We start from the raw sequence: 19,467 nt of genomic DNA on the forward strand, positions 1-19,467 counted from the left end.
CGCTCAGCGGAAACGCTTGAAGCAGCGCTCCGCGTCGCCGAGGACGCCGACCCGGAACGCGTCGATCCGGGAGAAGCCCGACGGCACCGACTCACCGTTGACGTCGCTGGCCACCAGCCCGTTGGTGAGGATGCCCGACACCGCCTCGTCGACGTCGCCCGCGGTGAGAGCGACGGTGTTGCCGTCAGGGGTGGTGACCTCTCTGGTCATCTTGGCCGTCGCGACCCCGGTGAGGCAGGCCGTGCGCAACGCCGCCCCTGCGGTGTTCAGTTCCACGCCGCCGTGTTCCTGCTGGACGGCCAGCATGTAGCGGGACACCAGCGCCGAGTACGCGACGTTGTCGCCGGTCGCGAGGCTGCTGACGTCCTGGCGATCGTCCCGGGTGCCCAACTCCTCGAGGCCGGGGAGATCGACCACGATGGTGTTGGTCGCCGGGCAGAACGACGCGGGCGGGCTTGGCCGCGCATCGGCGCAATCCTCGGCGTCGGCGGTGTCGAAGCTCAGGGCCGGGGGATCGGTGGGCGCGAACAGGACCTCCATCGCGTCGACGATCGACCGTACCGATTCCTCGGTGACCGGCAGCTCGCCCGTCTGGTCCTCGGGCAGCAGCACCGGCAGGTCGCCGCGCCGCTGCCCGATCTCGCGGAGGTCGATTCCCGCGCACGCCGAGGGCCCGTCGGTGAAACCGCTCTGAAACGCCGAGACCCTCTCGAACGCGGAGCCGTGCTCGTCGAGCCCGACGTCGGGATCGCCCTCGTTGAGCAGCGGATCGCGGAACGAGATGACACCGGCGAGCACATTGTTGAGGCCCTCGCCGGTGCTCAGGGTGAACCGCGGTGAATCGTCCTCGGCCACCCAGCGCATGTAGGCGCCCGAGAGGCAATCGGACTGCTGCTCCCCGACCAGGGTCGGCGTGCTCTTGCTGGACAGGCCGGCCTGCCGCGCGACGGCGTGGCCGTACTCATGGGCGAGGACCATCACCACGCCGATGTCACCGTGTGCGCGCTTCAGGCTCGGCAGCAACTCGCCGCGGTCCCAGCCGATCGTCCTGTCGGAGTAACAGAATCCCGCGTTGACCAGCCCGTAGGTGTCGTCCCCGCAGAACTCACCGTCGAAGCCCTCGGCATCCCAGGAGACCAGCGCTTTCGCCGGGCTGAAATCGTCACCGAAGGTCTCCGGGTAGTAGGTCTCCCAATACTGCTCGATGTCGCTGATCGCACTTCCGGCCAGTTGGTCGATGTCGCCGCCGTCGGTTCCCTCGACGTCGCGGGTGGGTCCTTCGGCGTTGGGCCGCAACCCGGTGGGGCCGTCGGTGGCGGGCATGCCAGCCACGCTGAACGGATCGTCGAACACCGACACCGGGTTGCCCTGCAGCGTCGTCGAGCACGCCGTGCCGAGGAGCACCGAGAAGGTCGCGATCGTGGCGCTGACGAGCTGACGCCGCTTCGCTGACGGACCCGTGGACCGTCTCATGGACGCCGCCTTTCGGTGGTCACTCAGCGGCCTGGGCGGCGCGCACCGGAACTCCGCTGTCAGGATAGTGACCGGCACGGTCGGCCGGGCCGATCGCGCGGGGATTGCACGCTAGGGCTCTCGATCCGGCGCCCGAAGCCGCTGCAGCGCGGCCCGCACCGACGCCCCGTCGGTCGTCGCCCAGAACGGCGGCAGTGAGGCGCGCAGGAACCCGCCGTAGCGGGCCGTCGCCATCCGAGAGTCGAGGACAGCCACGACGCCGCGGTCATCGACACGGCGCAGCAGGCGCCCCGCGCCCTGGGCGAGCAGCAGCGCGGCGTGGCTGGCGGCCACGGCCATGAAGCCGTTGCCGCCCCGCGCCGCGACGGCGCGCTGCCGCGCGGTCAGCAACGGGTCGTCGGGGCGCGGGAACGGAATCCGGTCGATGAGCACGAGCGACAACGACGGACCGGGAACGTCGACGCCCTGCCACAGAGACAGCGTCCCGAACAGTGATGTCTGCTCGTCGGCTGCGAAGCGCTGCACCAGGGTGGAGGTGTTGTCGTCACCCTGGCACAGCACCGGGGTGTCCAGGCGATCCCGCATGATCTCGGCGGCGGCCTTGGCTGCCCGCATCGACGAGAACAGGCCGAGCGTCCGCCCGTCGGCGGCGGCGATCAGCGAGGCGATCTCGTCGAGTTGCTCGGCGGACCCGGTGCCGTCGCGGCCCGGCGGCGGCAGATGGGCGGCGACGTACAGGATGCCCGACCGCGCATGGTCGAACGGCGACCCCACGTCGAGCCCGCGCCAGGTGACTTCGGTGTCGGCGCGGTCGCCGACGCGGTCCAGTCCCCACGCCGCGGCCATCGCGTCGAAGCTGCCGCCGATCGTCAACGTCGCCGACGTCAACACCGCCGTGGAGCGTCCGAACAGGCTGGCGCGCAACAGACCTGCCACCGACAGCGGCGCGACGCGGAGCACGCTGCGACTTTCGGCGGCCGGCCGGGACGCTTCGGGGTGCTCGACCCACACGACGTCGGTGCGGTCGGGGATCGCGGGAACGAACGAGCTCAGGATCCTGGACGCGGTGTCGCTGACATCGGTGAGCGCGTTGGCGGCCTCGGTGCGTGCGGCCGCGGTCTTCGGGTCGTTGGGTGCGGTGTCGATCGCGGACCTGGCTCTGCTCGCGGCGTCGCGCAGCACCGTCAGGTGACTCGCCATCTCCTCGCCGAGAACGTCGATGCGGCCCGCGCGGGCATCGAAGATCGCCGACGCGAAGGTCGCGGCCGCCCCTTCGAGCCGCTGGGCGAGCTCGGGTTCCACCAGTCGGGCGGCGCGGCGCTGCGCGATGCCCAGCGAGGTCGCCGACAGCTCTGCGGTCGCGACGCCGGTGACCCTGTCCGCCAGCTCGTGTGCCTCGTCGACGACCAGCAGGTCGTGTTCGGGGAGGACGTTCGCCTCCCCGATGGCGTCGATGGCCAGCAGTGCATGGTTGGTCACGACGACATCTGCGCGGCCGGCACGGTCGCGGGCGCGTTCGGCGAAGCAATCGGTGCCGAACGGGCACCGGGACACCCCGATGCACTCCCGCGCCGACACGCTGACCTGCGACCAGGACCGGTCCGGGACCCCCGGGGTGAGTTCGTCACGGTCGCCGGTCTCGGTGTTCGACGACCATTCGACGAGACGCTGTACGTCGCGCCCGAGGGCGCTGGCCGCGACAGGTGAGAAGAGTTCCTCCTGCGGCCGGTCGTCGGGTTCGGATCCGGCCTGGGCGCCGTTGTGGATCTTGTTCAGGCACAGGTAGTTTCCGCGACCCTTGAGGAGCGCGAACTCGGGCCTGCGGGGCAATGCCGCAGCCAGTGAGTCCGCGAGCCGCGGCAGGTCGCGGTCGACCAGCTGTCGTTGCAGCGCGATCGTCGCCGTCGAGACGACGACGGGGCGGTTGTCGTTCAGCGAGTGGGCGATCGCCGGCACCAGATAGGCCAGCGATTTGCCGGTGCCCGTCCCGGCCTGGACGGCGAGGTGCTCGCCGCGCTCGAATGCGTGCGCCACCGCCTGCGCCATCTCGATCTGGCCGTCGCGCTCGGCGCCGCCCAGCGCCGCCACCGCAGTGGCCAGCAACTCGGTGACGTCAGCCACCCGGACGGCCACCCGCTGTGCGCGTCGGGGCGATCATCCGCGTCGGGATCGCGGGGTCACCCTTGGAGAGCTTCAGGCCGTCCCAGGGCAGGCTGCGCAGACCCTGGCGGACGCGTTGGCGTGCCGGTTCCAGGCCGAGATCGGCGACCGGCTCACCTTGACGTACCAGCGCGACCGTCAGTTGCCGCGAGTCGAGATCCGGTGGTGTCTGCGGCGGTTCGGCTGCCGGGTAGACGACCTCCTCGAGGATGGTTCCCGACGGCTTGGCCAGCCGGGCGGCGTGCTTGCGCCCGCCGTGGGATTCCTTGCGGCTGCTGCGTTTCTCGACGGGAATGCCGTCCACTTCGACCAGCTTGTACACCATGCCCGCGGTCGGTGCTCCTGATCCGGTGACCACCGAGGTGCCGACGCCGTAGGTGTCGACGGGTTCGGCGCGCAGCGCGGCGATGGCGAACTCGTCCAGGTCGCCGGAGACCACGATGCCGGTGCCGGTCGCGCCGAGACCGTCCAGCTGTTCGCGGACCTGCCGGGTCAGCACGCCGAGGTCGCCGGAGTCGATGCGCACCGCTCCCAGGTGCGGGCCCGCGACCGCCACCGCGTTGGCGACGCCCGCGGTGATGTCGTAGGTGTCCACGAGCAGCGTGGTGTCCACACCCAGCGCGTCGACCTGGGCACGGAACGCCGCTTTCTCCCAATCCGACGCCGACTGGCCGTCGACGGTGTGCAGCAGCGTGAAGGCGTGTGCGCTGGTGCCCAGCGCCGGGATGCCGTGGCTGCGCTGGGCCTCGAGGTTCGATGACCCGGTGAAACCCGCGATGTAGGCGGCACGCGCCGCGGCGACGGCCGCCCACTCGTGCGTGCGCCGCGAACCCATCTCGATCAGCGGGCGGCCGTCGGCGGCGCCGACCATGCGGGCGGCGGCGGAGGCGATGGCGCTGTCGTGATTGAAGATCGACAGCGCCAGCGTCTCGAGCAGCACACATTCGCCGAATGTCCCGTGCACCGAGAGCACGGGCGACCCCGGGAAGTACAGCTCGCCCTCGGGGTAGCCGTCGACGTCGCCGGCGAAGCGGTACCCCGCCAGGTAGTCGAGGGTGTCGGCGTCCAGGAACTCGGCGAGTGAGCTCAGCTCCGCGGCGTCGAATCTGAACTCGGGCAACGCTTCCACAAAGCGGGCAGTGCCCGCGGTGACCCCGTAGCGCCTGCCCTCGGGAAGGCGCCGGGCGAACACCTCGAACGTGGCCCGCCGGTGCGCGGTGCCGTCCCGCAACGCCGCGGCGAGCATCGTCAGTTCGTACTTGTCGGTCAGCAGGGACACGGGCTGACCGAGAGACGACGCCCGGGACGATCCAGTCACAGGCCAACCGTATCGGTTCGGAGCGCGTTCGAAGCAGCACGACGGCCCCGGTATTCTTGCCCACATGGTTACGCCGGCGAAGTCCCGACCGGGAACCCGCGAAGACACCGACGTCGCCACCGTGCCCGAAGACGACGTCGCCACCGATGCCCCGTGGGTGACCCTCGTCTGGGATGATCCCGTGAACTTGATGACCTACGTGACGTACGTGCTGCAGAAGCTCTTCGGCTACAGCGAACCGCACGCGACCAAGCTGATGCTCCAGGTGCACAACGAGGGCAAGGCGGTGGTCTCGGCGGGCAGCCGGGAATCGATGGAGGTCGATGTGTCCAAGCTCCACGCCGCAGGGTTGTGGGCGACGCTGCAACAGGACCGCTGACCCCGCGGTGCGTAAGTGGAAGCGGGTCGAGGCCTCCGACGGTCCGCGGTTCCGGTCGGCGCTGGCCGCTCACGAGGCGGAGCTGTTGAGCAGTCTGGTCACGTCGCTGCTCGGGATGCTCGAGGATCGGCAGTCGTCGGCCCCGGCAGACGAACTCGCCGACATCACCGGCATCAGGCCCGGCAATTCTGTTCCGCCGCAAGACGATACGATGAAGCGCCTGTTGCCCGACTTCTACCGTCCGGCAACCGACCACCCGGCAGGGTCGGGTACCGCCGAGAGCCTCAACAGCGCGCTGCGGGGGCTGCATGAGCCGGCCATCATCGATGCGAAATGCCAAGCAGCGCAACGCGTACTGGACACCGTTCCGCAGGGCGGCGGGAAGTTCGAGCTGACCGAGGACGACGCGCACGCCTGGGCGTCGGCCGTCAACGACGTGCGCCTGGCTCTCGGCACGATGCTCGACATCGGCGCCGACGGGCCCGACCGTCTGCCCTCCGACCATCCGATGGCCGGGCATCTCGACGTCTACCAGTGGCTGACCGTCTTGCAGGAGTACTTGGTGCTCAGCCTGATGCGGGGGTCGTGATGAGCGCGTGCGCGAAGAACGGATCGTCGTGATGAGCGCTTGCGCGAAGAACAGGGCAGCGTGAGCGGCGCGATCACCGATGTGGGTGGGATCCGCGTCGGTCATCACCACAAGATCGATCCCGACGCGGAACTGGGCTCCGGGTGGGCGACCGGCACGACCGTCGTGCTGACGCCCCCGGGGACCGTGGGCGCGGTCGACGGCCGCGGCGGGGCTCCGGGAACCCGGGAGACCGACCTGCTGGATCCGAGCAATTCGGTGCGCCATGTCGATGCGGTGGTGCTCTCCGGCGGCAGCGCCTTCGGACTCGCCGCTGCCGACGGCGTGATGACCTGGCTCGAGGAGCGTGACCGCGGCGTCGCGATGGACGGCGGTGTGGTGCCCATCGTTCCCGCCGCAGTGATCTTCGACCTGCCGGTCGGAGGGTGGAAGTGTCGGCCGAACGCGGAGTTCGGCTATCTCGCGGCAGCGGGCGCGGGCACCGATGTCGGCATCGGCACCGTCGGCGCGGGCGTCGGCGCGCGGGCCGGGGTGCTCAAGGGCGGGGTGGGCACCGCCTCGGTGACGTTGGACTCGGGTGTCACCGTCGGCGCCGTCGTCGTCGTCAACTCGGCGGGCGACGTCGTCGATCCGGACACCGGTCTGCCGTGGCTGGCCTATCAGATCGAGGAGTTCGGCCTCGTGCACCCGCCGGCCGCGCAGCTGGCCGCCTACGCCGACCGGCGCGGTGAGCTCAGCCCGTTGAACACCACCATCGCGGTCGTGGCCACCGACGCGGCGCTCAGCCCCGCCGGCTGTCGCCGGGTGGCGGTGGCCGCGCACGACGGCCTGGCGCGGACCATCCGCCCGTGCCACACCCCGCTGGACGGCGATACGGTGTTCGCGCTGGCCACCGGTGCAGTGGAGGTGAATCCGGACCCGACGACCCCGGCGTCGATGTCGCCCGAGGTGCCGCTCATCACGGCCGTCGGGGCGGCCGCTGCGGACTGTCTGGCCCGCGCCGTGCTCGTGGGCGTGCTGGCCGCCGAGGGCGTTGCCGGAATACCCACATACCGTGGCCTGTTGCCGGGAGCGTTCGAGTGAAAGGGAACGAGTGTGCTGACGATCCGTGCTGACCTGGTCGACGCGATGGTCGGTCATGCCCGCGCCGATCATCCGGACGAGGCGTGCGGCATCCTCGCTGGACCTGAGGGGTCGGATCGTCCCGAGAGGTTCATCGCGATGGTCAACGCGGAGCGCTCGCCGACGTTCTACCGATTCGACTCCATGGAGCAGCTGAAGGTGTGGCGGTCCTTGGAGGAGGCAGGCGACGCACCGGTTGTGATCTATCACTCACACACCGCCACCGAGGCGTACCCGAGCCGCACCGACATCTCGTATGCCTCCGAACCCGATGCCCACTACGTACTGGTGTCTACGCGCGACCCGGAGGCGCACGAGGTGCGCAGCTACCGCATCGTGGACGGCGTCGTCACCGAAGAGCCCGTCAACATCGTCGAGCAGTACTAGCAAAGGAGCCTGCACATGGCTGTGACCGTCTCGATCCCGACCATCCTGCGTCCCCACACCGGCGGCGAGAAGCGCGTCAGCGCCTCCGGCGACACGTTGGGCGCGGTCATCGACGATCTCGAGGCCAACTTCTCGGGGATCACCGAGCGGCTGGTCGACAAGGACAACCCGGGCAAACTGCACCGTTTCGTCAACGTCTACGTCAACGACGAGGACGTGCGGTTCTCCGGCGGGCTGGAGACCACGATCTCCGAAGGAGATTCGGTCACGATCCTGCCCGCCGTCGCCGGCGGGTGAGTGGGAGTCCTATGACTCGATACGACTCGCTGCTGGAGACCCTCGGCAACACGCCGCTGGTCGGGCTGCAGCGGCTCTCGCCCTCCTGGAACGGTGGCGAAGACGGCTCACCCCATGTCCGGTTGTGGGCCAAGCTCGAGGATCGGAACCCGACCGGGTCGATCAAGGACCGGCCCGCGCTGCGGATGATCGAGGACGCCGAACGCAGCGGCGTGCTGCAGCCTGGTGCCACCATCCTGGAGCCGACGAGCGGCAACACCGGCATCTCGATGGCGATGGCCGCGCTGCTCAAGGGCTACCAGATGATCTGCGTGCTGCCGGAGAACACGTCGGTCGAACGGCGTCAGCTGCTGGAGCTCTACGGTGCCCGGATCATCTTCTCGCCCGCCGAGGGAGGATCCAACACGGCCGTTGCGCACGCCAAAGAGCTTTCCGCAGAACACCCGTCGTGGGTGATGCTGTATCAGTACGGCAACCCGTCCAACGCGGCCGCGCACTACGACGGAACCGGTCCCGAGCTGTTGGCGGACCTGCCGGAGATCACGCATTTCGTCGCGGGTCTCGGCACGACGGGCACGTTGATGGGCACCGGACGCTATCTGCGTGAGCGTGTTCCCGGCGTGCAGATCGTGGCCGCCGAACCGCGCTACGGCGAGGGTGTGTACGCGCTGCGCAACATCGACGAGGGTTTCATCCCCGAGCTCTACGACCCCGAGGTGCTCACCACGCGCTATTCGGTCGGCTCGTTCGACGCGATCAAGCGCACCCGCGAGCTCGTCCAGGTCGAGGGGATCTTCGCGGGCATCTCCACCGGAGCCATCCTGCATGCGGCGTTGGGGATGGCCGCCAAGGCGGTGAAGGCCGGTGAGCGTGCCGACATCGCGTTCGTGGTGTGCGACGCAGGCTGGAAGTATCTGTCGACCGGCGCGTACGCCGGTAGCCTGGATGACGCGGAGGACGCGCTGGAAGGGCAGCTATGGGCTTGAGGGTTCACACATGAATCTGCCGGGTGGTTACCCCGGTATGACGGGGCCGCCCGCACGGCCCAAGAAACGTCCGGCGTGGCTCGTCGGCGGTGCCACGATCGTGACGTTCGTCGTGTTGCTGTGGGTCATCGAGCTTTTCGACTCGTTGACCGGGCATCGACTCGACAGCAACGGCATTCGTCCGTTGGAGACCGACGGCCTGACGGGCATCTTGACGGCGCCGCTGCTGCACTCGAATTGGGAACACCTGATGGCCAACACCGGGCCGGCGCTGGTGCTCGGATTCCTGGTGACCCTGGCGGGGTTGTCCCGGTTCGTCTACGCGACCGCCATCATCTGGATCCTCGGCGGACTCGGCACCTGGCTGATCGGCAACGTGGGGGCGCAGACGTACAACGGGATGATGGTCGAGACCAACCACATCGGGGCCTCCGGCCTGATCTTCGGCTGGTTGACCTTCCTGATCGTGTTCGGGTTCTTCACCCGCAACGTCTGGGAGATCACCATCGGCATCGTGGTGCTCTTCATCTACGGAAGCATCCTGCTCGGCGTCCTGCCGGGGACGTTCGGAGTCTCTTGGCAGGGGCACCTGTGCGGAGCGATCGCGGGTCTGTTCGCCGCCTATCTGTTGTCCGGACCGGAGCGCAAGACGCGCGCGTTGCGGCGCCCGGTGCGGCCGCCCTCGCTGAACACGTGAAGTCCGCGGCATCACGCCCGATCGGGATCTTCGATTCTGGCGTCGGCGGGCTGACGGTGGCGCGCGCCGTGATCGACCAGTTGCCCGACGAGGAGATCATCTACGTCGGCGACACCGGCAACGGCCCGTACGGCCCGCTGAGTGTCCCCGAGATCCGGGCCCATGCCCTGGCGATCGGGGACGACCTGGCGGGGCGCGGGGTCAAGGCGTTGGTGATCGCCTGCAACACGGCGTCCTCGGCCTGCCTGCGCGACGCCCGGGAGCGCTATGCGCCGATTCCGGTGGTCGAGGTGATCCTGCCCGCGGTGCGCCGCGCGGTGCGGGCCACCCGCAGCGGGCGCATCGGGGTGATCGGCACGGCCGCCACGATCGCCTCCGGCGCCTATCAGGACGCGTTCGCCGCAGCGCGGGACGTCGAGGTGTCGGCGGTGGCGTGTCCCCGGTTCGTCGACTTCGTCGAACGGGGCGTGACCAGCGGCCGACAGGTGCTCGGTTTGGCCGAGGGTTATCTGGAGCCGCTGCAGCGCGCCGAGGTGGACACGCTGGTGCTCGGCTGTACCCACTACCCGATGCTGTCGGGTCTGATCCAGCTGGCGATGGGCGACAGCGTGACGTTGGTGTCCAGCGCTGAGGAGACAGCAAAGGATCTGTTGCGCGTGCTCACCGAGGAGGACTTGCTAAGGCCGCATCCCGAACCGACGGCACCGCCGCCGCGGCGGGTGTTCGAGGCGACCGGCGATCCCGAGGCGTTCACCGCGCTGGCGGCACGATTTCTCGGCCCCACCGTCGAGGGCGTCCGGCCTGTTCAGCGTCACCTCGGCGCGCGAACATGACGTTGGTCGCCGAAAGCTGCGATGTTTTCGTCACGCGGATCGTGGGCATGGCAAGCTAGTGGGCGTGCGAATCACCGTACTGGGTTGCTCCGGCAGTGTGGTCGGTCCTGATTCGCCTGCCTCGGGCTACCTGGTGACCGCCCCCGGCACACCCCCGCTGGTCCTGGACTTCGGCGGCGGGGTGCTCGGCGCACTTCAGCGCCACGCCGACCCCAACTCGGTGCACGTCCTCCTGTCGCATCTGCACGCCGACCACTGCCTGGATCTGCCGGGCCTGTTCGTCTGGCGGCGCTACCACCCGAGCCCCGCACAGAAACGCGGCGTGGTCTACGGCCCGGCGAACACCTGGGCCCGGCTGGGCGCGGCGTCATCGCCGGAAGGCGGTGAGATCGACGACTTCACCGACATCTTCGAGGTCCGGCACTGGGTGGACAACCAACCGGTGGAGATCGGTTCGTTGACCGTGGTGCCCCGCCTCGTGTGCCATCCGACCGAGTCCTACGGCATGCGGATCACCGATCCGTCCGACGCGACGCTGGTGTACAGCGGCGACACCGGGTACTGCGACGCCCTGATCGATCTGGCCCGCGGTGCCGACGTCTTCCTGTGCGAGGCGTCGTGGACGCATTCGCCGTCACGGCCCCCGAGGCTTCACCTCTCGGGCACCGAGGCCGGGCGGGCCGCCGCCCGCGCGGGCGTCGGCGAACTGCTGCTGACCCACATTCCGCCGTGGACGTCGCGCGAGGATGTGATCAGCGAGGCGAAGGCCGAGTTCGACGGGCCGGTGCACGCCGTGGTCTGCAACGAGTCCTTCGACGTCACACACTCCTGACCTCGTAGAGTCCCCAACCGCGGCCCTGTGCCGACCGGGCGACCGGCTAGTGTTGGCCCGTGTCCAGACGAGAAGACGGCCGGCTCGACGACGAACTGCGACCGGTCACCATCACCCGCGGTTTCACCTCCCATCCCGCCGGATCGGTGCTCGTGGAGTTCGGTGAAACCCGCGTGATGTGCACCGCCAGCGTGACCGAGGGCGTACCGCGCTGGCGTAAGGGTTCCGGTCAGGGCTGGCTGACCGCCGAGTACGCGATGCTGCCCGCCGCTACCCATGACCGGTCCGATCGGGAGTCGGTGAAGGGGCGCGTGGGCGGCCGGACCCAGGAGATCAGCCGACTGGTCGGCCGGTCACTTCGCGCCTGCATCGATCTGGGCGCGCTGGGCGAGAACACCATCGCGATCGACTGCGACGTGTTGCAGGCCGACGGTGGCACCCGGACCGCGGCGATCACCGGCGCGTACGTGGCGCTGACCGACGCCGTCACCTACCTGTCCGCTGCCGGCAGGCTCTCGGATCCGCGACCGCTGTCCTGCGCGATCGCCGCGGTCAGCGTCGGCGTCGTCGACGGGCGCATCCGTGTCGACCTTCCCTACACCGAGGACTCCCGCGCCGAGGTCGACATGAACGTCGTGGCCACCGACACCGGCACCCTCGTCGAGATCCAGGGCACCGGCGAGGGCGCGACGTTCCCCCGGTCGACGCTGGACAAGATGCTCGACGTCGCGATGGTGGCCTGCGACCAGCTGTTCGACATTCAGCGACAGGCGTTGGAACTGCCGTATCCCGGTGTGCTGCCCGAGTCCGGCGAATCGGCCAAGAAGTCCTTCGGAAGCTGAGTCGGATGCCGCGGCTGCTGGTGGCCACGCGCAACCGGAAGAAATTGGCCGAGTTGCACCGGGTGCTCGACGCCGCTGGACTGTCGGGCCTGACGTTGCTGTCGCTCGACGATGTGCCGCCCTTCGACGAGGCTCCCGAGACGGGGGCGACCTTCGAGGACAATGCGCTGGCCAAGGCCCGCGACGCGTTCACGGCCACCGGCCTGCCCGCCGTCGCGGACGACTCCGGTCTGGAAGTCGATGCGCTCAACGGGATGCCGGGGGTGCTCAGCGCGCGCTGGTCGGGGCGGCACGGCGACGACGCCGCGAACACCGCGCTGCTGCTGGCCCAGCTCGGCGACATCCCCGAGGAGCGCCGCGGCGCGGCCTTCGTGTCGGCGTGCGCGCTGGTCTTCGGCGCAGCCGAGGGTGACAGCGCGGTGGTGCGCGGCGAGTGGGCGGGCAGCATCGTGCGCGAACCCCGCGGCGACGGGGGATTCGGCTACGACCCGGTGTTCCTGCCTGCGGACGACGTGAGAACCGCCGCGGAGCTCGGGCCGGAGGAGAAGGACGCGGCGTCGCACCGGGCCAGGGCGCTGGCGGCGCTGGTGCCCTCTCTGCGAACGCTGGTCTGAGGCCTCTGAGGCCTCGTCACCCGGTGCAGCGCCCACGCGGCCGGGATCGTCAGGGCCAGCGTGGTGGCGAACAGCCCCGGCATGGATCCGGTGAACAGTGGCCATCCGAGCACCAGATGCAACACCAGCGCCATGATCACGACGTGCAGCAGGAAGATCTCGTAGGAGATCTCACCGAGCCACACCATCGGCCTGCTGGCCAGGAAGCGCGAGTACCGGTTCTGGCTGCCGAGTACCAGCGGGGCGACCGCGAGCGTCGCGATCGCGGCGTACAGCAGCGACTTCGCCACCGGCACCCATGCCGGGTCCGGGCCGAGGATGGCGCCGCCGACCCGCGTCGACACCACCAGGTACAGGGCCGCCGCGACGGGGAGCGCGACCCTGGCGGGGCAGCGGGTGCCGAGTGCCCGCAGGACCGCCAGCGCCATCCCGCCCACGAACCATGCGAGGTGGGCGGGCAGCCACATGCCCGCGGAGTTCGGCAGCGCATCGCTGAGGGTGACGAGGACCAGCCACGCCGGGGTCACCGCCGCGAGGACGGCAAGCCCGGCCAGCGCCCGGCGGGGTCGCCACTCGCCGCCGCACAGCACCCGCAGCAGCACGTAGGCCAACGCGGGAAGCGCCGCGTAGAAAGCGACCTCGACCGCCATGCTCCACATCTGCGAGAGGCCGGGGTGCAGCATCGTCGCCAGGTAGTCGGTCGTGTAGATCTGAGTGAAGGTGAGGTAGCGGAGCAATCCGTGCCAGGTCTGCCCGGGGTTGGGGCCGGGCGTGAAGACGGTGTAGATCTCGAATGTGGCGATCACCACCACCACGTAGGCCGGCACGACACGTCGCACCCGATGTTTGACGTAGCGGCGTACCGACGGCGCGGGCGTGCCCCGTGCCTTGTCCCTGGCCGCGCGCACCCACGGTCGGAACAACAGGAATCCGGACAGCACGAAGAAGACCGCGACGCCGATTTCCAGGCGGGCGGACATGGCCCCGAGGTAGCCGTGAGTGAGGTAGCCGGTGGCGAACGCTGCGTGGGTGCCGACGACCAGAAACGCGGCGACGGCACGCAGGCCGGTGAGGGCGGGAAGGCGGGACGACGCCGCGCTCGGACGACCCTCCGGGCCGGCGCCGCAGCGCACCCCGAGGCTGGCTGACACGGAACCGAGTCTAGCTACTCAGAGCCCGAACTGATCCTTGATGCTCTTGGTCTGGAAGTGCTCGACGATGATCCCGACCAGCGGGATCGTGCCCGCGAGCAACACGCCGACGGTCTTGGCGATCGGCCAGCGGACCTTGACGGCGAGGTTGGCGGTGAACAGCAGATAGATGAAGTAGACCCAGCCGTGCACGACCGCGATCCAGCCGAGGGAGTCGTCGTTGAACGCGTACTTCAACACCATTTCGTAACAGAGGGCGATCAACCAGAGGCCTGTCGCCCAGGCGAGCACCCGGTAACCGAGGAGCGCCTTGCGGATGGTCTCGACAGGTGTGATGGGCGAAGGGGTCTCGGGTGCGGTCACGTACCGGGTTCCTGTCCGTCTCGTGTCGGTCTCGGGTCAGTGTCTCGAGTCGTCTTGTCGGCCTCGGCGAGTTCGGCCAGATAAGCGTTGTACTCACGCAGTGTCTGGTCACCCTCCGATTGCGTCGCCGGCTTCGGCCGCTCGGGGAGAAGTCCGGCAGGGATCTCGGTGACAGTGTCCCCTGGATGGGGCGCCGGTGGGGCCTCCTCATAGCGGACGAACTTGTAATAGGCGTACACGCAGAAGCCGGCGAACAGCGGCCACTGGAACGCGTAGCCGAGGTTCTGGAAACTGCCCGAGGTCGACTCGAACCGGGTCCACTGCCACCACGCCAACGCGAGGCAGCCGGCGGCAGCGGCGGTCACCAGAAGGATGAGCGCCGGCCTCCTACGCCGCGTAGTGGACACCTTCCCACGGTACCGCGCGGCCCTTGGCCCTGATGAACTCGTCGTCGGACCGATCACTGGAGCCCCGCGCTGCGGGCAAAGCAGCGACGGAGTCCGACGTGTTGAGATTGGTACGATCAACCCCGTTGCGGGCGTGGCGGAAGGGTAGACGCGCGGTCTTTAGGTGTCCGTGTTCGAAAGAGCGTGGGGGTTCGAATCCCCCCGCCCGCACCATCTGATAGTCGACTGTGATTGTGGCGCAGCACATCTGCGTCGACCGCTGGGAGATCCACACTCGGCGCCCCAGTCGTCCCCGCTGCCGCCGGCGAGTGCCGTGCGACGCTCGGTTGTCGCTCGGGAGACCCTCGCACACCCGAACGTGTCGGACCGTTGTCGCACACTGCGGTCAAAGGGATGCACTCCACGGTGTGTCCAGGACAAGGGGAGCGAAATGGATCCTGAGGGGAATGTGGTCGTCGTCGAAAACGGCGACTGGCATCGGTACTACTGGCATTGGGCGGATCGCCGCATTCTCGACATGCTCATCGGTGGCCCGGAGTTGGCCCGGCGACACGTAGCCACCTTCCAACGGTGCACCGAGGGCGAGTGGGCAGGGGTGTACCCGTCTTACAGCGGAGCGGTCATCGACTTCGACCGATCGCGGCTCCTGTTCTTCGGGGACGACCTGATGGCCGAGATACCGCACCGCAGGGCGATGCTCAAAGTACTGCCCGACGTCTGGACCGGGTTCGAGGTCGGTTGGGCCTACGGCGGGATGCCCGAGATCGCCGGATATGTCGGCGTCGACCCTGCGCCGGAGGTGTGGGATCGCGCCGCGCCTCTCGCACTGTCCCGGGGCCGGCATTGGCCTTGTCAGCTGGTGTCCGTCGTCGCCGGCGACGGGAGTCCACGGATCTGGCCGCTGACCCCGTACTCGCTCCCGGCCTCACGCGGGCCCGCGCTCATCGACTCGCTTCCGGGGCGAGGATCCAAAAAAGTGGTCCTGCGCGCGTTCCCCACCGGCGGCGTGCACGTGGACGTCCCCCGAAAGGCCTTGGGTGTGTGGACAACTGGAGAACCCACGGCTGCTTTGGACGGGCTGCCGCAGCTGTGGAGCGGGTGGGCGGTCGAAAACTGGGACGACCGCTACGAGGAGCAGGTGGCGCGCTGCGAGGCCGCACTGCGCGTGCCCGCCCTGGACATCGACGCATCGATCCGCGATGCGCGGGAGCTGATCCGCGAGCGGATCTTCCACTGTCGCTGGGACGGCCCGGCGGCCGAGGCGCTGTCGTTGGCGGAGGCGCTCTCACGGGCAGCCCCGGGATTCACGGTGTCGGCCGACGCGGTGCTCGATGGTCTCACCCGTCCGACCGATGACGAGTGGGTCCGCTTCGTGCAGGCCTGCGACAGGCTGCGCTCGTCATATGCCCGGTCGGCGTGACCTCGTTGGCTACGCCGAGGGAGTCGTGGCGATCAGGCAGCTACCTCGGCCGGGGTGCGGTCGGGCGCCTCGGACTTGAAGCACATGATGCTCGCCGCGAAACCGACCAGCGCCGCGATCCCGGCGACGGCGGCGATCAGCGGCTCATCGGCTCCCCAACTCGCGAAGGCCACCACGACGGCGATGATCGCGGTGATGATGAGGAACAGACCGGTCGTGGCGACGGCCTCGTTGAACGGATCGTCGGAGGTGAGGGTGCTCTCGGCCATCGTGGCCATGGGTTCTCCTAGTGGGCGTACCGGCGTGATGCGTCGTTGTTACCCACCCGTACCGCTCTGAAACCTCCGAACCGTGTCGGCCCTGTTCAACCCGCCGTTCGGCTCATCCCGTGCGGACCGAGAAGCCGTTGCGCTCGGCCAGGGAGCGCAACTGCCGGAGGGCGAACTGGCGGCTGCGGCCGCTCTGCGGTAGCACGATCCCTGCCCACAAGCCCTCTGCGCCCGGTGTCGTGCACGCCTCTCGAGCGCATTGCCAACGGCGTGGGCAGGCTCTGCACAGCGCCTTGGCGCCGTCGTCGGCTGTTGCGGTGGTCCACCGGTCGGGATCGCGCGTGCACGGCGCGGTCCACGGTTCCTCGTCGATCGTGATCGGATACACCGCACCTCCCTTCGCCGGCAACAATACGTTTGTATCGTAATGACGATACGAACGTATTGTCGACTCGGGTTTGTGGTGCGACGTTGTCTACGGTGGCCATGTGAGGGCGGAATCTGGTCGGACGGGTGCGGAAGAGCCGCGCAATATCGAGAGAATCCGTGCGGCGGCGCTGCAGAGCTTCGCAGCTCACGGGACGTCGGCGACGACGCTGCGCGGAGTCGCCGCAGCAGCAGGTGTCTCTCTCGGGCTGGTGCAGCACCACTTCGCCACGAAGGCGGGTCTGATCAAGGCCGTCGACGACTACGTCCTGGATCAGGTGGTCACACCCCTGGCGCAACCGATCCCAGAGCGTGTCGCGGACTCGGTCTCCGAAATCGGCAACCGGGTGACCCGGATATTTGCCGAGCAGCCGGACGTGGCGGCGTACGTGGGCAGGGCACTGGTGGACGGCAGCCCGCTGGGGGCGACGATCTTCGACACCTTGATGGAGGTCGGTTACGCCCGCTGGCGACTGCGTGCCGAGCGCGGCGAGACCCGCCCCGACATCGATCTGACGTGGGCGGCCTTGAACGCCCTGGTGCTCGGTCTCGGCGGGGTAAGCCTGCGCACGCACATCGAACGCCACCTGCCCGAGTCGCTCATCACGCCCGCGCAACTGCGCCGATGGCAGGCCTCCGTCGACTCTCTGCTGCGCGAAGGGCTGTTTCGACAACCCGGCACCAGCTGAGTCAATCCGGTACGCCGGCAACCCTTTTGCGGTAGGCCGACGGTGTCTCGCCGCAGAACTGGGCGAATGCGCGGGTGAACGAACTGACGCTGTCGAACCCGACCGCGGTGGCCGTCTCCTGTACGGACTGCATCGGGGCGGCGAGCAGCGCCATCGCCCGCAGCATGCGGGCGTGCAGCAGGTAGGTCCGCCACGGCAGCCCGAGGGTGTCGGCGAACAACCGACGCAACGTGCGCTCCGACACCGAGACCGCGCGGCTGACCTGCTCGCAGGTCACGGTATCGAGGTGCTGCTTGGTGTAGGCCATCGCCGCGGCGACGATCGGGTGGTCCGACGTCGGCAGGCTCAACGGCGCCTCGTGCTCGAGTGCCTCGCAGACGAGGGCGGCCAGCGTGCGGAAGAAGCCGTCGGAGACATCCTCATCCTGGGCGGCGCCTCGGCGTCGGTCGATCGGCCAGCGCAGCGCGTAGATCATCATCTCGCGGATCAGCGGGGAGACGGCCAGGATTCGCGCCCGGTCACCAGCGTCGGCGATCAACGCGGGGTCGAACATCACCGCCACGGTCTTGACGTCAGGGTTCACCACCGCCTGGTGCGCGAGCCCCGCCGGAAGCCATGCCGCCTGCTGCGGTGGGAGCAGGTAGTGCGCGGAGTCGGTCTCGACCTCGACGACCCCGTGCAGCGCGTACTCGATCTGGTGCACGTCGTGGGAGTGCCAGCCGGTGATCAGCGCATCGCCCTCGTACAGGTAGCTGCCGCCGAGCGCCGATCCGCCCCGGCGCAGGTCGATCGTTCTGCGGGCGGGGCGGTGGGAAGGAACACCGGCGGGGCGGTGGGAAGGAACACCGGCGGGGCGGGCCGCCATGTTGGCCGTTTCGGACAAGAGTCTGTCCGAAGACGCAGAGACGGTCATGCCGTCACACGGTACTACTTGGTTATGAGCGCAGACATGACCCCTGATGACCTGATTCTGGTGAGCATCGACGACCACGTGGTCGAGCCGCCCGACATGTTCCTCAACCATGTTCCGGCCAAGTACAAGGCGGAGGCGCCCGTCGTCGTGACCGACGACAAGGGCGTCGACCAGTGGATGTACCAGGGCCGGCCGCAGGGGGTCAGCGGACTCAACGCCGTGGTGTCCTGGCCGCCTGAGGAGTGGGGCCGTGACCCCGCCGGTTTCGCCGAGATGCGGCCCGGTGTGTACGACGTCCACGAGCGGGTGCGTGACATGAACCGCAACGGCATCCTCGCGTCGATGTGCTTCCCGACGTTCACCGGGTTCTCCGCACGCCACCTCAACATGCACCGCGAAGAGGTCACGCTGGTCATGGTGTCGGCCTACAACGACTGGCACATCGACGAATGGGCCGGTTCCTACCCGGATCGCTTCATCCCCATCGCGGTGCTGCCGACGTGGAACCCGGAGGCCATGTGCGCCGAGATCCGCCGGGTGGCCGCCAAGGGCTGCCGCGCGGTGACCATGCCGGAACTGCCGCACCTCGAGGGCCTGCCGAGCTACCACGACGACGGGTACTGGGGCCCGGTGTTCCAGACGCTGTCGGAGGAGAACGTGGTGATGTGCCTGCACATCGGCACCGGCTTCGGCGCGATCAGCATGGCGCCCGACGCGCCGATCGACAACCTCATCATCCTGGCCACTCAGGTGTCGGCCATGTGTGCACAGGATCTGCTGTGGGGTCCGGCGATGCGCAAGTACCCCGACCTCAAATTCGCGTTCTCCGAGGGCGGCATCGGCTGGATCCCGTTCTATCTCGACCGCAGCGACCGGCACTACACCAACCAGAAGTGGCTGCGCCGCGACTTCGGCGACAAACTGCCCAGCGACGTCTTCCGCGAGCATTCGCTGGCCTGCTACGTCACCGACAAGACCTCGCTGAAACTGCGGCACGAGATCGGCATCGACATCATCGCCTGGGAGTGCGACTACCCGCACTCCGACTGCTTCTGGCCCGACGCCCCCGAGCAGGTTCTGGCCGAACTGAACGCCGCAGGCGCGGACGCATCGGACATCAACAAGATCACCTGGGAGAACTCCTGCCGGTTCTTCGGTTGGGACCCGTTCAAGTTGACGCCGAAGGACCAGGCCACCGTCGCCGCGCTGCGCGCCAAGGGCGCCGACGTCGACGTCTCGATCCGGCCGCGCGCCGAGTGGGCCCGCCTCTACAACGAGAAGCAGTTGGCCCGCACCTGAG

Annotated in this window: 22 protein-coding genes, 1 tRNA gene and 1 pseudogene; 15 read left to right on the forward strand and 9 right to left on the reverse strand. The window is 68.9% G+C overall.

Features of this window, described 5'->3' with window-relative positions; genetic code table 11:
• Positions 1 to 3: 3 nt before the first annotated feature.
• The 3 genes from H7I57_RS28860 to H7I57_RS28870 all read right to left on the reverse strand — a co-directional run bounded on the left by H7I57_RS28860 (position 4) and on the right by H7I57_RS28870 (position 5,017).
• On the reverse strand, positions 4 to 1,473 hold the full coding sequence (locus H7I57_RS28860) for a neutral zinc metallopeptidase (protein ID WP_264027929.1): 1,470 nt from the start codon (positions 1,471 to 1,473) through the stop codon (positions 4 to 6).
• A gap of 111 nt (positions 1,474 to 1,584) precedes the next feature.
• Entirely contained in the window at positions 1,585 to 3,594 is a 2,010-nt protein-coding gene (locus tag H7I57_RS28865) for an ATP-dependent DNA helicase (protein ID WP_308204412.1), read from the reverse strand.
• Positions 3,587 to 5,017, reverse strand: coding sequence for a nicotinate phosphoribosyltransferase (locus tag H7I57_RS28870; protein WP_372510483.1), 1,431 nt, complete (start codon positions 5,015 to 5,017; stop codon positions 3,587 to 3,589). Before H7I57_RS28870 ends, H7I57_RS28865 begins: the two co-directional genes overlap by 8 nt.
• Here H7I57_RS28870 and clpS point away from each other — a divergent pair.
• Genes clpS through rdgB form a run of 11 tightly spaced genes read left to right on the forward strand, consistent with a single transcriptional unit; the run spans position 5,016 to position 12,529 of the window.
• The gene (gene clpS / locus H7I57_RS28875) at positions 5,016 to 5,330 is read left to right on the forward strand and encodes an ATP-dependent Clp protease adapter ClpS (protein ID WP_264027934.1); all 315 of its coding nucleotides are present in this window, start codon (positions 5,016 to 5,018) and stop codon (positions 5,328 to 5,330) included. The genes H7I57_RS28870 and clpS overlap by 2 nt on opposite strands.
• 7 nt (positions 5,331 to 5,337) lie before the next feature.
• Positions 5,338 to 5,919: an oxidative stress transcriptional regulator AosR gene (gene aosR / locus H7I57_RS28880; RefSeq protein WP_264027936.1), complete on the forward strand. Its 582-nt coding sequence runs from the start codon at positions 5,338 to 5,340 to the stop codon at positions 5,917 to 5,919.
• A 60-nt stretch (positions 5,920 to 5,979) separates the two neighbouring features.
• Positions 5,980 to 7,002: a P1 family peptidase gene (locus H7I57_RS28885; protein ID WP_264027937.1), complete on the forward strand. Its 1,023-nt coding sequence runs from the start codon at positions 5,980 to 5,982 to the stop codon at positions 7,000 to 7,002.
• Between the two features lie 12 nt (positions 7,003 to 7,014).
• Positions 7,015 to 7,428, forward strand: a complete 414-nt coding sequence (locus H7I57_RS28890) for a M67 family metallopeptidase (RefSeq protein WP_264027939.1) — start codon at positions 7,015 to 7,017, stop codon at positions 7,426 to 7,428.
• 15 nt (positions 7,429 to 7,443) lie between these two features.
• Positions 7,444 to 7,725, forward strand: coding sequence for a MoaD/ThiS family protein (locus tag H7I57_RS28895; RefSeq protein WP_264027940.1), 282 nt, complete (start codon positions 7,444 to 7,446; stop codon positions 7,723 to 7,725).
• Positions 7,726 to 7,736: 11 nt separating this feature from the next.
• Entirely contained in the window at positions 7,737 to 8,711 is a 975-nt protein-coding gene (locus H7I57_RS28900; RefSeq protein ID WP_264027941.1) for a cysteine synthase, read from the forward strand.
• Between the two features lie 10 nt (positions 8,712 to 8,721).
• On the forward strand, positions 8,722 to 9,408 hold the full coding sequence (locus H7I57_RS28905) for a rhomboid family intramembrane serine protease (protein WP_264027943.1): 687 nt from the start codon (positions 8,722 to 8,724) through the stop codon (positions 9,406 to 9,408).
• Positions 9,405 to 10,241 carry a glutamate racemase gene (murI, locus tag H7I57_RS28910; protein WP_264027946.1) on the forward strand — a complete coding sequence of 279 codons (837 nt, stop codon included), beginning with the start codon at positions 9,405 to 9,407 and terminating at the stop codon, positions 10,239 to 10,241. The genes H7I57_RS28905 and murI overlap by 4 nt, the downstream gene beginning before the upstream one ends.
• Before the next feature lie 58 nt (positions 10,242 to 10,299).
• Positions 10,300 to 11,073, forward strand: coding sequence for a cyclic nucleotide-degrading phosphodiesterase (locus H7I57_RS28915; protein WP_264027947.1), 774 nt, complete (start codon positions 10,300 to 10,302; stop codon positions 11,071 to 11,073).
• 59 nt (positions 11,074 to 11,132) lie between these two features.
• The gene (gene rph / locus H7I57_RS28920; RefSeq protein ID WP_264027948.1) at positions 11,133 to 11,915 is read left to right on the forward strand and encodes a ribonuclease PH; all 783 of its coding nucleotides are present in this window, start codon (positions 11,133 to 11,135) and stop codon (positions 11,913 to 11,915) included.
• A 5-nt stretch (positions 11,916 to 11,920) separates the two neighbouring features.
• On the forward strand, positions 11,921 to 12,529 hold the full coding sequence (gene rdgB, locus H7I57_RS28925) for an RdgB/HAM1 family non-canonical purine NTP pyrophosphatase (RefSeq protein ID WP_372510484.1): 609 nt from the start codon (positions 11,921 to 11,923) through the stop codon (positions 12,527 to 12,529).
• A gap of 2 nt (positions 12,530 to 12,531) precedes the next feature.
• Here the strand turns inward: rdgB and H7I57_RS28930 are convergent.
• The 3 genes and pseudogenes from H7I57_RS28930 to H7I57_RS28940 form a co-directional block, all read right to left on the reverse strand.
• Positions 12,532 to 13,680 (reverse strand): annotated as a pseudogene (locus H7I57_RS28930) (acyltransferase family protein); the annotation flags it as partial.
• A gap of 18 nt (positions 13,681 to 13,698) precedes the next feature.
• Positions 13,699 to 14,043, reverse strand: a complete 345-nt coding sequence (locus H7I57_RS28935; protein WP_264027950.1) for a DUF3817 domain-containing protein — start codon at positions 14,041 to 14,043, stop codon at positions 13,699 to 13,701.
• Positions 14,040 to 14,450: a hypothetical protein gene (locus H7I57_RS28940; protein WP_264027952.1), complete on the reverse strand. Its 411-nt coding sequence runs from the start codon at positions 14,448 to 14,450 to the stop codon at positions 14,040 to 14,042. The genes H7I57_RS28935 and H7I57_RS28940 overlap by 4 nt, the downstream gene beginning before the upstream one ends.
• A 127-nt stretch (positions 14,451 to 14,577) precedes the next feature.
• Between H7I57_RS28940 and H7I57_RS28945 the strand changes: the two genes are divergently transcribed.
• Positions 14,578 to 14,663, forward strand: a tRNA-Leu gene (locus H7I57_RS28945).
• Between the two features lie 217 nt (positions 14,664 to 14,880).
• The gene (locus H7I57_RS28950; RefSeq protein WP_264027954.1) at positions 14,881 to 15,870 is read left to right on the forward strand and encodes a hypothetical protein; all 990 of its coding nucleotides are present in this window, start codon (positions 14,881 to 14,883) and stop codon (positions 15,868 to 15,870) included.
• 32 nt (positions 15,871 to 15,902) lie between these two features.
• On the opposite strand, the gene H7I57_RS28955 is transcribed toward H7I57_RS28950, so the two are convergent.
• Both H7I57_RS28955 and H7I57_RS28960 read right to left on the reverse strand, forming a co-directional pair.
• Positions 15,903 to 16,148, reverse strand: coding sequence for a hypothetical protein (locus H7I57_RS28955; protein WP_264027956.1), 246 nt, complete (start codon positions 16,146 to 16,148; stop codon positions 15,903 to 15,905).
• A gap of 103 nt (positions 16,149 to 16,251) precedes the next feature.
• Positions 16,252 to 16,527: a WhiB family transcriptional regulator gene (locus H7I57_RS28960; protein ID WP_264027957.1), complete on the reverse strand. Its 276-nt coding sequence runs from the start codon at positions 16,525 to 16,527 to the stop codon at positions 16,252 to 16,254.
• Between the two features lie 100 nt (positions 16,528 to 16,627).
• Between H7I57_RS28960 and H7I57_RS28965 the strand changes: the two genes are divergently transcribed.
• Entirely contained in the window at positions 16,628 to 17,254 is a 627-nt protein-coding gene (locus H7I57_RS28965; RefSeq protein WP_264027959.1) for a TetR/AcrR family transcriptional regulator, read from the forward strand.
• Between the two features lies 1 nt (position 17,255).
• Here the strand turns inward: H7I57_RS28965 and H7I57_RS28970 are convergent, their stop codons facing one another.
• Positions 17,256 to 18,167: an AraC family transcriptional regulator gene (locus H7I57_RS28970; RefSeq protein ID WP_264027960.1), complete on the reverse strand. Its 912-nt coding sequence runs from the start codon at positions 18,165 to 18,167 to the stop codon at positions 17,256 to 17,258.
• Between the two features lie 36 nt (positions 18,168 to 18,203).
• Here H7I57_RS28970 and H7I57_RS28975 point away from each other — a divergent pair, with 36 nt between their 5' ends.
• On the forward strand, positions 18,204 to 19,466 hold the full coding sequence (locus H7I57_RS28975; RefSeq protein WP_264028042.1) for an amidohydrolase family protein: 1,263 nt from the start codon (positions 18,204 to 18,206) through the stop codon (positions 19,464 to 19,466).
• Position 19,467 lies beyond the last annotated feature (1 nt).

Origin of the sequence: Mycolicibacterium pyrenivorans, from assembly GCF_025821625.1 — a bacterium.
Taxonomy (GTDB): domain Bacteria; phylum Actinomycetota; class Actinomycetes; order Mycobacteriales; family Mycobacteriaceae; genus Mycobacterium; species Mycobacterium pyrenivorans.

Bases quoted from the DNA above. Each gene is read 5' to 3' on its own strand.
- H7I57_RS28860 (WP_264027929.1), bottom strand. From the start codon at position 1,473: ATGAGACGGTCCACGGGTCCGTCAGCGAAGCGGCGTCAGCTCGTCAGC.
- clpS (WP_264027934.1), top strand. From the start codon at position 5,016: ATGGTTACGCCGGCGAAGTCCCGACCGGGAACCCGCGAAGACACCGAC.
- H7I57_RS28870 (WP_372510483.1), bottom strand. From the start codon at position 5,017: ATGTGGGCAAGAATACCGGGGCCGTCGTGCTGCTTCGAACGCGCTCCG.
- H7I57_RS28895 (WP_264027940.1), top strand. From the start codon at position 7,444: ATGGCTGTGACCGTCTCGATCCCGACCATCCTGCGTCCCCACACCGGC.
- H7I57_RS28900 (WP_264027941.1), top strand. From the start codon at position 7,737: ATGACTCGATACGACTCGCTGCTGGAGACCCTCGGCAACACGCCGCTG.
- H7I57_RS28905 (WP_264027943.1), top strand. From the start codon at position 8,722: ATGAATCTGCCGGGTGGTTACCCCGGTATGACGGGGCCGCCCGCACGG.
- rdgB (WP_372510484.1), top strand. From the start codon at position 11,921: ATGCCGCGGCTGCTGGTGGCCACGCGCAACCGGAAGAAATTGGCCGAG.
- H7I57_RS28950 (WP_264027954.1), top strand. From the start codon at position 14,881: ATGGATCCTGAGGGGAATGTGGTCGTCGTCGAAAACGGCGACTGGCAT.
- H7I57_RS28955 (WP_264027956.1), bottom strand. From the start codon at position 16,148: ATGGCCACGATGGCCGAGAGCACCCTCACCTCCGACGATCCGTTCAAC.
- H7I57_RS28970 (WP_264027960.1), bottom strand. From the start codon at position 18,167: ATGACCGTCTCTGCGTCTTCGGACAGACTCTTGTCCGAAACGGCCAAC.
- H7I57_RS28975 (WP_264028042.1), top strand. From the start codon at position 18,204: ATGACCCCTGATGACCTGATTCTGGTGAGCATCGACGACCACGTGGTC.